Here is an 11,897-nt window from a genome sequence, read left to right as displayed (position 1 = left end):
ATGGTTTGTTTTTACCAGCGTCCGATTGCTATAACAATAGCTAACGCCAAAATAATGATGTTCATGCCGATTGCCTGATTTTCTTTTCTTTTGGCATGAAAAATAGCAGCAAGAAGCATAATAATTCCTAATCCTATAGCAGCAATGGGAGTTAATACTGGAGCTATTCCTGTTGCGAAAGGGATAATTAACCCAAGTCCGCCGAGCAATTCTGATACCCCAATGAATGTAACCAGGCCTCGACCGTATTCCTTCACCCAAGGCATTTTGGCTTTCGTTTTCTCATACTGGAATGCCTTTGAACTACCAGCCATAATAAACATGAACCCCAAAATGATTTGGATGACCCATAAAGCTATATTCATAATCGTATTTGCCTCCTTGTTTTATAGTTACTGCTATGGTTATAATAAATCTTAAGAGCAGTCTTGAATAGTAGACACTTAAAAGTAACATAGTGTACAAAAGGAAACCTTAAGAGAGGAGCGGGATTTCGCCATGTCACATGACTGTAAAGTTGAAACAGCCCTCGATATTCTCGTAGGCAAATGGAAGCCGGTTATTTTGTATCATATTTTGTCGAGCGGGGTTTTGCGGTTTAGCGAGCTTCAGCGATTAATTCCTGAGATTACAAAGAAAATGTTGACCACTCAATTGAGAGAATTGGAATATCACAATATTATTAACCGCAATGTGTACCCACAAATTCCTCCAAAAGTAGAGTATTCGATTACGGAGTATGGAAAAGGATTAGTGCCGCTTCTGGATGCGATGCATCTTTGGGGAAAGGCGCATATTGAGCATTTGAATGAGCTTTATGGAGAAGAAAAAGCGGAGCATGTATAATAGGAATAGAAAGTAAGGCTATCTTTTAAGGTTATAAACCTTTTGGGATAGCTTTTTTGTTGCCGTAACATGAAGTATGCATACGGTGCAACAGGGATGATGATGGCGTAGTTCTGTATGTTTGGCGTACGATGCGGCTGTTGAGCTCGAATGGATCATAATGATGCGGACACTGACGACCGTTAGCGCTCATTTTTCGCAACTTTCACTTTCTAGCGGACAGAAATATCCGTTAGCGGGAAAAAAGTCAAAAAATTCGACGGAATCATCCCCTAATGGTCATAAATGTCCGCGTATGCAATAAAAAGACTGTTTTTTGCTTCTAACGGTCATGAATGACCGTTCCGCAAATGCTGACAGGCATTCATAGCCGTGAAACGACCTATGTGTATACGAAGCCTCTGGAAAGCAAATATGACGCATTGTTTCTTCTTTACACACGATGACGGCAAGTTAGGTACCAATAGACAACTGTCGATTAATTGTGGGCAACGATTGGTAAGCAATAAGAAAGGGGAACGAAGAGCAAGATTGGGAATGGAGAAGCGGCAGCGTCCGCCTTTGTAGGCCAATTTTATCCTTTACATGGCTTATTTAATCAAAAAAATTGGACTACAACAGCGGTCGGAATCCCAAACTTGATCGTAGTAAGATCCCTTTCGATTGCTTATTGCCCTATCCACAATTAATCGACAGTCTCAATAGGCGCTTTGTTTAGTATTTATTTTCCACTCAAGAATTTACACACAACATGTAAAAAAATTGCACACTGAAGGAGTAGGAATTATTTTAATATGAGATAAGTTAAAATGGCCATAATCTATAGTGGGGTGACAGAATGCTTTATCCGCAAATGAATGCTTACCGGACGATTTATGATATGAACGGCTTTTGGCGCTTTAAAGCTGATATTGACGTTATTGGTGAAAAGGAACAGTGGCATACAGGCGTGCCTGGAGATCGCGAGATTGCAGTTCCGGCAAGCTGGAATGAACAGTACGATGATTTAATGTACTTTATGGGTACAGGATGGTATCAAAAGGAATTTGAGCTTCCGCTGGACGGTGGCGACAAAACCTATTGGCTTAGAGTAGGCTCAGCAAATTATTATACTAAGGTATGGGTGAATGGACATTACGCAGGGCACAATGAAGGTGCTCATTTGCCGTTTGAGTTTGATATAACATCGTATCTTAACGTACAGGACAAAAATACTGTTGTTATTTCTGTAGATGCTGCAATTGGCAAGGACCGCTTGCCGCCAGGCGATGTCGAGGATGAAATGATTGTTGGATTTAAGGGACAATATCCTAACAACTACTACGATTTCTTTCCTTACGGCGGCATTCAGCGTCCGGTACAAATTATCGTAAAGCCGCGAACGCATATTGCCAAGCTGATGGTGCGCACAGATGTGAATGAAGCCAACACAGCCGGCTCTGTTCATTATCAAGTTCACTTGAACGAACAGGCGCCAGGAAATGTCCGAATTGTATGTGACGGGCAAGTGATCGAGTCTGCAGTGGATCGTAAAGGTATGGCGGAAGGCATTATAAGTGTTCCAAACGCTCAGCTATGGTCGCCAGCAAGTCCTAATCTTTATGAGTTTACGGTACAATACGTAGAGCAAGGTGAAGTAAAAGATAAATACTCGCAGCAGATCGGGATTAGAAGGATTGAAATTAAGGGTAATCAGCTATTGCTTAATGGCGAGCCGGTCTTTCTGCGCGGAGTAGGCATGCATGAAGACTTTCCCGTGCTAGGCAAAGGCTTGAGCCACGCTGTAATTGCGAAGGATATCAGCCTCATTAAGTGGCTAGGCGGCAATTCATTGCGAACGACGCATTATCCATACAGTGAAGAATTTTTGCAGCATACGGATAAGGAAGGCATTCTCGTTATCGGAGAAAGTCCTTTTGTCGGCTTTGTCAAAAGTCACTATAAGGATTCCGCGATAATTGATAAAGCTGCCAAGGTTTTGACGAGAATGGTAGAGCGCGACTGCTGTCATCCGTCTATTATCGCCTGGAGCCTGGCTAACGAGCCAGATTCGCTGGATGAAGGAGCGGGACCTTTCTTCAAAACATTGTATGATACGGTCAAGGGGCTGGATAGCAGCCGGCCAATTACCTTTGTCAATTGTGTAGACCCGGATAAAGATACAGCTATGCAGCATATGGATTTTGTAAGCTTGAATCGTTATTATGGCTGGTATGAGCAAGCCGGAAGATTAGATGAGGGCTGCGAGGTGCTTGATAAGGCGCTGGACCGCTGCCATGAACGTTTCGGCAAGCCTATTATTATTACGGAATACGGGGCAGACGCTATGGCTGGCGTGCATACTAATCCGCCAGAATTATTTTCAGAAGAATATCAGGCGGAGATGCTTACCAGACAGTATCGTATCATCAAAGACAAGCCTTATTCGATTGGCGCGCATGTATGGGCATTGGCTGATTTCAAGACAAGCCAAACCCCATCTCGAGTCGTAGTGAATCGAAAAGGAATGTTTACGAGAGAGCGCCAGCCCAAGCTATCCGCTCATAGAGTGAAGCAACTGTGGGACGAGGAAAAGTAATGTAAGAAAAGGGCAACAGCGCCCCTCAGTACGGTTAGAGAAAGCAGCAATAAATAAAAAAAGCATTTGTTCAATGAACAAATGCTTTTTTTATTTTAAGAATTTATAAGTTTTTTCTATAAACTTGTTCTTATCATTCATCGGTAAATGCGCCTTTCCAAAGGACGGCAGAGCCATTTATCCTTATAGTGTGCGCAATAACTGCCATGCTATAATTAGCAGTACAATTTCTTACAGGTCCTTATGAAGACAGATAAGAAATTCTATTTTTGTCAGTACAGCTTTTATATTGAAAGCGTTGTCAAGAAAAGGGGGAGAATAATGCGCAAGAGCAAAGCTTTATTCGAGACTTTAAAAGGCTTAAATATGAAATACCGCTTTTTCTTTAAGATTTTAAGCTACTTTTTGCTGCTGCTCATACCTTTGAGTGCAGTCAGCAGTATTTATTATTTTAAAATGAAGTCTATGAATGAAAAAGAAATACACTCAAAAATGCAAAAGGACATAGCTTCTATCAGCTCGGGTGTGGATCTCTATTTAAGAACGATTCAGGAAAATCATTATAATTTGCTGCAAGACAATACCGTACATGCTTATCTTTACAAGGAGGAGGCAATCAGCCTCGAGGAAAGAGTGAAGCTTTACGACATTAACCGAGTGCTCATGAGAACGGGCAGCATTGTATTTCCTTATGTTCAGGATGTTTTTCTTTACGTGGATGACAAGAGAGTGTATTCAGGCAATGGTACCGATGATTTTGATCTGTTTTTTACAAAATTTCATCCGTTAGAGCAATATCCGGCCAGCTTCTGGAGAAGCAAAATGGCTGAAAATAAAAAGTATGAATTGCTGCAGCCGACTGCCTATACAGATGGCAGAATGGTTCTGCCTGTTGTTAACAAGCAGCTTGTTAATGGGGAGTATGCAACAGTCGTATCCTTGCTGTCTTTAAACAGTATAAATATGATTTTCGAGCAAAATTCGTATATAAACGCAACAAATTACTTTGTTTTTGACCAACAGGATACTCTTATCCATAGCTTTGCTGCCGATAAAAAAGCACATTTGCAAGAAACAGCTGATCAAGCAGCAGCCTATATAAAAAACAATGAGATCGACCTTAGCAAAGGATTTGACTTCATTAAACTCGGCAGAGAGGAAGGTTATCTCTATTATGAAATGTCTGATGCTTCTGGCTGGAAATTTGTATCTTATACGCCTGCGGGTGAGATTTCTAATCCGGCCAGCCGGTTGATTCAATTTATATTTATTATCTTTTTAGCGATTTTTGTACTGACTGTATTGTTAGCCGTATGGTTGAGCATTCGCATCTATTCACCGATCCGCAAATTAAGCGCCCTTATTGAGGATTTAAAGGATGAGGATGGGCAAGAAAGTTTTTCTGACGGCCATTTGGAAAACAGTGAAGTGCATCGCATCGGATCGGGGTTGCGCCAGCTTGCTGACGGCAAAAAGTATTATCAGAGCAAATTTCAAAATGTATCTCATCAATATATGGAGCAGGCTCTTCTCCATTTGTTAAAAGGGCAATATAAAGGGGAAACGGGGGATCTGGAGCAATATCTTCGCGAGAATTACAACTTTGAAGGCAAAACTTATATGTGCTGTGTTGTCCAGTTTCATTTTTACGATGCTTTTTATAAGGAGATACAGGATGTTGAACGATTCAATATATTATCGAAGCTGCGCAATGTTATTGCAGGTTTAATACAACCGCATATGAAGGCTGCCGTAATGGAATATAATACAGAGCTTTATGCTTGTATGATGGACGGAGCTGAGCGCGCGCGATTAGAAAAAGTGCTGCAAGGACTTTATGATACATTTTCAAGTGATATTCACTACTATCAGCTGTTAATTGGAGCAGGTTGTGTGCATGACAGCATAACTGGTGCGCGCGCTTCATTCGATGAAGCTTTTGCTGCTATTGAACGGATGTTTGATAAAGCCGGATCCCATATTGTTTATGCAGGGGAAGCGGATGTGAAGAAGCATTATTATTACAGCTTTCATGATGAGCGTCAATTAATTAATTTTTTGCAGACCGGGCAGGAAGAGGAGCTGTATGAAAAGCTGCACAGCATTATGGATCTTAATCGCAAGCAGGGTGTGTCGAGCGGGGTGATGCAGCAGTTGTACGCGGCTTTGAGGAGTACGGCAGTAAAGTTTGCATACGATAAACAATTGATTTTGGAGCTGGATCAAAATTTTACGAAGGAAGTAGGAAAGCATGAGCTAAACAAATTGAAGTCATTTTTCTCTCAAGTGCTGGTGCGCAACCAAGAGAAGGTAAGAGAGGAAAGCAAGCAAGAGCAATTGGCAGAACAAATTATTAAATACGTTGATGAGCATCTGACAGAGGATTTGTATTTGGAAAGAATTGCAGAGCAAATGGATGTATCGGCAAAATATATTTCAAAAATTTTCAAAGAAAAAACAGGGACGAATTTGACGGATTACATTGGCCTAAATCGGATCAAGCTGGCACGCAAGCTGCTGGTGCAGACTAATTTGCCGATACATGAAATCGGAAATCAAGTGGGTATTTATAGCCGCACCACATTTTTGCGGACATTTAAGAAATGGGAAGGAATTGCCCCTGTAGATTATAGGCAGATGCATCAAGGCGTGGAGAAAAGCAATTGAGCGGTTTGCGAAATATGGAGCATGGCGATAAATGAATCAAGAGCTAGAAGTGGGAAATATGAAGCAGCTATCTCCCATTTTGCATCTTTAAGCCTGCGGCGCTGTTGCGTACACTACAAATGAATGCGCTTGCATTTTTCAGGAAGACAAGAGTCAAATAGTGAAAATGACGAGGAGGCGAAGTATGAGAAGATTTGCAAAGGTACTCATTTTGCTGGTGTTGTCCGTAAGTTTAGCAGCAGGCTGCAGCTCGAATCAGCCTGGCACAAAGGGGGAGAATGGGAATAACGGATCTCCAAAAAGCTCCGAGCCTGCTAGCAGTTCAAAGCCTGTCTCCGTAAAATGGATGATGGCCGAATCCAGCGTGCAGCCGATGCAAGCTAAAGTTCCTATTATTGATGCTATTCGTGAAAAAACAAATGTGAACATTCAACTAGAGCTAGTACCGAGCAGCAGCTATCAGGAAAAAATGACGACGCTAATATCTACGAATAACATTCCAGACATTCTCCGTGTTACCGCCAAGGAAGTACAGGCTTTTGCAAGAACAGGAATTTTTCTTAATTTAAGCGAGTATGAACATTTAATGCCGAATTTTATGAAACGGATAGAGGACCGGCCGGAAATCAAAAAAATTATGGTAGACGGCAGTCTGTACTCCTTTCCTCTATTAGAGGATTTCAGAGTTAGTGTAGCGCCGCAAGCCATTTTACGAACGGATTTGCTGGAGAAGCATAATTTAAAGATGCCGGAAACTTGGGAGGAGTTGTACCAAGTATTGAAGGAGCTTAAACGGCTTTATCCGGACAGCCATCCGTTTACAACGAGACAAAAGACGTTAGGCACGATCAATTTACTTAGCTTCCCGCTTGGTTCCGGGGGCGGCGGATCGGTTCCCGTCTATTTTGAACCGAATGAAAACCGTTATATTTACGGACCGTCGCATGAGCGGTTTGTTGAAGCTATCACTTATATGAATAAGCTGTTTACAGACGGGATTTTAGACCCTGACTATTCGATTAATACGCAGGATATGGCTTGGGAGAAGCTTTCTTCGGGTAAATCCTTTTTCTATTACGATAACAATACCTTTGCAGCGAGGGTATTTAATCCCGCTATTAAGCAAGTCGATGCAAATGCCAAGTTTGAGATGATTGATCCGCTTGAAAACAGCTTTGGCGAGGTTCGTTCATTCCGCTATCAAAGAGACTGGCTTGAGACTGACTATGTCATCAGCTCCAAAGCGGCTAATCCGGAAGCGATCATAAAGATGTTCGATTATTTTTATTCGGATGAAGGGACGAAGCTGACCAATTTCGGAGTTGAAGGGGAGCATTATACGATCGAAAACGGTTTGGCTATGCCTGTGCAGGCGCTGCGGGATAAGGTGAAAAATAAAGGCGGGGACGTTGCCGCCAATATGAGGGGCGAGGTAGGCTTAGGGCAGTTTGCGTTTGCCGTTAACATTGATGAGACTTGGGACACGATCTCTACAGATCCTTATATGCTTGAGATGGGCGAGAAAATTAATGAGTTGACGGAAAAAGGCGAAATTCAGTACCAGTATTTGAATCCTCCATTTACAGAGGATGAAATTGATGCTCTTAAAAAGCTGGAAAACAAAGTGAATACGTATTATCAGCAAGAAATAGACAAATATATTATGGGCACAGTGCCGATGAGTGAATTTTCCAAGTTTCAGCAAAAGCTGTACGCGGACGGCGGCAAGGAAATGGAGCGCATTTATAATGAAGCGTTAGCTAGAATCCAATAAAAAAGCGGGGTAGCTCGCCATGGTATGGAAACAAATAAAGGAAAGCCGTTACTTATATGTACTGTTCGCGTTGCCGCTGCTTTATTTTGTTATTTTTAAGTATGGGGCGATGTTTGGCTTATTGATTGCTTTCCAAGATTACGATGTATTTAAAGGCATATGGCACAGCCGGTTTATCGGATTGGAGCATTTCCGGGAGTTCATAACGGATGCGTACTTCTGGAAGGTTGTTCGCAATACTATCGTCATTAACTTGTATATGCTTCTATTTTATTTTCCGATGCCGATTATTTTGGCGTTAATGATTAACGAAGTGCGCTTAACTTACTTCAAAAAGGTTGTGCAGAGTATTAGCTACTTGCCGCATTTCTTGTCCACGGTCGTTGTGTGCGGTATGCTCGTCAATTTACTTTCAACAGACGGGATGATCAACCAAATTATAGCAGCCTTTGGCGGCACGAAAATTTCTTTTTTTATGAAGCCTGAATGGTTCCGGTTTATTTATGTCATTTCGGAAATATGGCAGAAGGTCGGCTGGGGTTCGATTATTTATTTAGCTGCTTTATCCGGTATCGATCCTCATTTATATGAGGCCTCACGAATGGACGGAGCCAATCGTTTTAAGCAAATATGGCATATTTCCTTGCCAGGCATTGCACCTGTCATTTCTATATTGTTTTTGCTGACGCTAGGGGAGCTGTTGTCTGTTGGCTTTGAAAAAATTTTGCTGCTTTATACAGGTCCAACCTATGAAACAGCGGATGTCATCTCTACTTATATTTATCGGCGGGGCTTGATCGGTGCAGATTTCAGTTACGGCACAGCTGTTGGCTTATTTCAGTCGGTTCTTGCGTTATTTTTAGTATACGGTGCTAATAGAGGAGCCCGGAAGCTGGGCTCAACGAGCTTGTGGTAAGGAGGGATTAGATGAGTACGAAAATATTAGAAAAGGTGAATAGCTGCATCATTGCTGCTCTATTAATTTTGCTGTGCCTCGTCATTCTCTATCCTCTTTACTATATGTTAATCGTATCATTTAGCGATGGAAATGCAGTGATGAGGGGCGAGGTGGGGTTGTTCCCGATTGGCTTTAATCTAAAGGCATATTCTTTTATTTTACAAGATCCTTACATCATTACGGCTTATGCCAATACGATTAAATACACGCTTATCGGCACCACTATATGTGTCGGCATGTCGGCTTTATGCGCCTACCCTCTTTCACGGACACGATTCTACGGCAGAACAATATTTACAATGATTATTCTGTTTACGATGTTTTTTGAAGGAGGCATTATTCCTAACTATATATTGATTCATGAGCTTGGGCTCATTAATACGATATGGGCAATTGTACTGCCTCCGGCGATCAGCGTATGGTACATGATTATTATGAGAACCTTTTTTCAACAAATTCCGAATGAAATTCATGAGTCGGGCTATGTTGACGGAGCTAATGATATTCAAATTTTTTGGAAAATTATTCTTCCATTATCCTTGCCTGTACTTGCGACAATGACTTTATTTTATGCGGTATGGCATTGGAACAGCTTCTTTCCTGCACTCCTTTACCTAAATGAGAAGGTGAAATATCCTATGCAAATCGTAATGCGCAATATTGTTATACAAGGGGATATGGCAGGCATGGAGGCTGCATCTACCGAGTCTAGTGCGGGTGGGCTTAATTTGACCGGCTTAAATTTGAAATACGCAATTATTTATGTGACGATCACCCCGATATTGGCAGCTTATCCATTTATTCAGAAGTATTTCGTCAAAGGAATGATGGTTGGTTCATTGAAAGGGTAGTCGAATAGAAGAGGAGGATGGCAATGAAAGCAAATGTGGAGAACTTTATCGTTTATAAGGACGAAAATCGGTATGCAGGCTGGCCGGCAAACTATGGGATGTGGAGCTGGGGGGAGGAAATTATTCTTTCCTTTGTTGTCGGGTATCCAAACGCCGAGGGCAGTTTCCATGCCATTGACCGTACGAAGCCAATAGAAACGATTCAGGCGAGGAGCAGCGACGGAGGAAGAACCTGGACAAGTGCTCCATTCCCTGGACATACACCTGGGGGGAGAGCATTATCGGCTGACGAGCATATGATACCTGAATTGTGGACGCTGAAGGCTATCCAAGAAGGAGATGCGCCAAAGCCGTTCCCTGGCTATTATGATTTTACTCATCCTGATTTTGCACTGATGAATGCCAGGACGCATTTGAATGAAGGCTCATTGTCTTGGTTTTATGTAAGCAAGGACAGATGCCAGAGCTGGGAGGGACCCTACGAGCTGCCATTGTTCGGGCAAAAAGGGATTTCGGCAAGAACTGATTATATAGTGAACGGGCCGAACGATATGCATTTGTTTTTGACTGCGGTCAAGAGCAACGGCAAGGAAGGCAGGGTGTTTTGCGCCCGTACAGAAGATGGAGGAAAAAGCTTTCAATTTGCAGCTTGGGTATGCGAGGAGCCTGAAGGCTATGCCATCATGTCTTCAAGCTTGCGTCTGGCGGACGGCACGCTGCTTTGTGCGATCAGGTATTCAGGGATGAATGCCAGTGGAGAGCGGGAATGCTGGATTGATCTGTATGAATCGAAGGATGAAGGGAAGAGCTGGTCATTTAAAAACCGGCCAGTGCCTAATACTGGCAGAGGGGGCAATCCGCCAACCTTAAATCAGCTGTCGGACGGCAGACTGGTTATGATTTACGGTTATCGGGATCAGCCTTACGGCATTCGTGCTCGCATTAGTACGGACCAAGGGGATACCTGGGGTGAGGAAATCATCCTGCGCGAGGATGCCGGCAGCTTTGATATTGGGTACCCGCGCACCGTCGTGCTGCCGAATGATACGATTGTAACAGCTTATTATTACAGCGATGCAATTGGAGCGCCTTGCTATATTGCATGTACTGTTTGGAAACCGTAGCAGGAAGCAGAAAGCGGGTGAATAGAGTGAAACAATTGCCTAACGGCGTTTGGCCGACGATGATTACACCGTTTACGGAAAATAATGAGATTGATTATGCCTCGCTAGGAAAGTTGATTGATTGGTATATTGAACGTGGAGTGGACGGGTTATTTGCAGTCTGCCAATCGAGCGAGATGTTTAAGCTTAGTTTGGAGGAAAGAGTTGCCTTAGCCGCCTTTACAGTGGAAAGAAGCGCAGGCCGTGTACCGGTGATCGCATCAGGGCATATTTCGGATGCCATGGAGGATCAAATTTATGAGCTGCAGGCTATCAGTAAAACCGGTATTGCTGCTCTTGTTTTAATAACGAACCGGCTGGCTTCGGAGGATGAATCGGATGAAGTGTTAAAAAATAGACTAGAGGAGTTGCTGCAGCATCTGCCGAAAGAGCTGCCGCTTGGCTTTTATGAATGCCCGGCACCGTATAAACGGCTTATGACGCCGGAGCTGCTGCGCTGGTGCGCTGATACGGGGCGGTTCCAATTTTTGAAGGATACAAGCTGCGATGTGGAGGAGATCAGAGCCAAGGTGGAAGCCGTCTCCGGAACCGGTCTAAAGCTGTACAATGCAAACTCTGCAACCTTGCTGGAAACATTGAAGCTGGGCGCTGCAGGATACAGCGGTGTAATGGCTAACTTTCACCCCGAGCTGTATGTATGGCTGGTAAAAAACTTTCAGCAATTTCCGGCTGAAGCCCAGCTCCTTAGCGATCAATTAAGCTTAGCTTCCTTTATAGAAAGACAGGTTTATCCGGTTAATGCGAAGTATCATATGATGCTGGAGCAGGTGAGCAGCAATTACTTATCAAGAACAAGGGACGCCTCTCAATTCCATGCAACGAATCGGTTAGAAGTAGAGCAGCTGCACAGGCTGGCGAAGCATTGGAGAAGTCAGTTTCCTGGGGTGTAAGCTGGAAGTGCATAAACCCGAAAGACAGACACAGCAAGGTGTCCGTTTTTCGGGTTTTGTTTTACTATTGAAATGGTAGAAAATTGGTGTATGCTGCGGAAACATACATATTCTTGCAACTATAAGGCAGCAACTTTCGTCTTTAACTA

General features: G+C 43.0%; 9 protein-coding genes. 8 read left to right on the top strand and 1 reads right to left on the bottom strand.

What is annotated here, in order from left to right:
* Positions 1–11: 11 nt before the first annotated feature.
* Positions 12–365 carry a DoxX family protein gene (locus V1L65_RS13995; RefSeq protein WP_331699801.1) on the bottom strand — a complete coding sequence of 118 codons (354 nt, stop codon included), beginning with the start codon at positions 363–365 and terminating at the stop codon, positions 12–14.
* Positions 366–498: 133 nt separating this feature from the next.
* On the opposite strand from V1L65_RS13995, the gene V1L65_RS13990 reads away from it, so the two are divergent.
* The 8 genes from V1L65_RS13990 to V1L65_RS13955 all read left to right on the top strand — a co-directional run bounded on the left by V1L65_RS13990 (position 499) and on the right by V1L65_RS13955 (position 11,748).
* Positions 499–846 carry a winged helix-turn-helix transcriptional regulator gene (locus V1L65_RS13990; protein WP_331699800.1) on the top strand — a complete coding sequence of 116 codons (348 nt, stop codon included), beginning with the start codon at positions 499–501 and terminating at the stop codon, positions 844–846.
* Positions 847–1,684: 838 nt separating this feature from the next.
* Positions 1,685–3,424, top strand: coding sequence for a beta-glucuronidase (gene uidA / locus V1L65_RS13985; RefSeq protein WP_331699798.1), 1,740 nt, complete (start codon positions 1,685–1,687; stop codon positions 3,422–3,424).
* A 321-nt stretch (positions 3,425–3,745) separates the two neighbouring features.
* Entirely contained in the window at positions 3,746–6,091 is a 2,346-nt protein-coding gene (locus V1L65_RS13980) for a helix-turn-helix domain-containing protein (RefSeq protein ID WP_331699797.1), read from the top strand.
* A gap of 184 nt (positions 6,092–6,275) precedes the next feature.
* Complete coding sequence (locus V1L65_RS13975) at positions 6,276–7,865, top strand: extracellular solute-binding protein (protein WP_331699796.1); 1,590 nt, start codon at positions 6,276–6,278, stop codon at positions 7,863–7,865.
* Positions 7,866–7,884: 19 nt separating this feature from the next.
* On the top strand, positions 7,885–8,781 hold the full coding sequence (locus V1L65_RS13970; protein WP_331699795.1) for an ABC transporter permease: 897 nt from the start codon (positions 7,885–7,887) through the stop codon (positions 8,779–8,781).
* 11 nt (positions 8,782–8,792) lie between these two features.
* On the top strand, positions 8,793–9,674 hold the full coding sequence (locus tag V1L65_RS13965) for a carbohydrate ABC transporter permease (RefSeq protein WP_331699794.1): 882 nt from the start codon (positions 8,793–8,795) through the stop codon (positions 9,672–9,674).
* Between the two features lie 23 nt (positions 9,675–9,697).
* A complete protein-coding gene (locus V1L65_RS13960; protein ID WP_331699793.1) occupies positions 9,698–10,798 on the top strand; it encodes a sialidase family protein in 1,101 nt (366 codons plus the stop codon).
* A 17-nt stretch (positions 10,799–10,815) separates the two neighbouring features.
* Entirely contained in the window at positions 10,816–11,748 is a 933-nt protein-coding gene (locus V1L65_RS13955) for a dihydrodipicolinate synthase family protein (RefSeq protein WP_331699792.1), read from the top strand.
* The last annotated feature ends 149 nt before the right edge of the window (positions 11,749–11,897 follow it).

The sequence above is a fragment of the Paenibacillus sp. IITD108 genome, from assembly GCF_036541265.1.
In the GTDB taxonomy this organism is placed as follows: Bacteria; Bacillota; Bacilli; order Paenibacillales; family Paenibacillaceae; genus Pristimantibacillus.
Note: the sequence above shows the minus strand (reverse complement) of the source record. Positions and strands in the feature narration are given on the sequence as shown.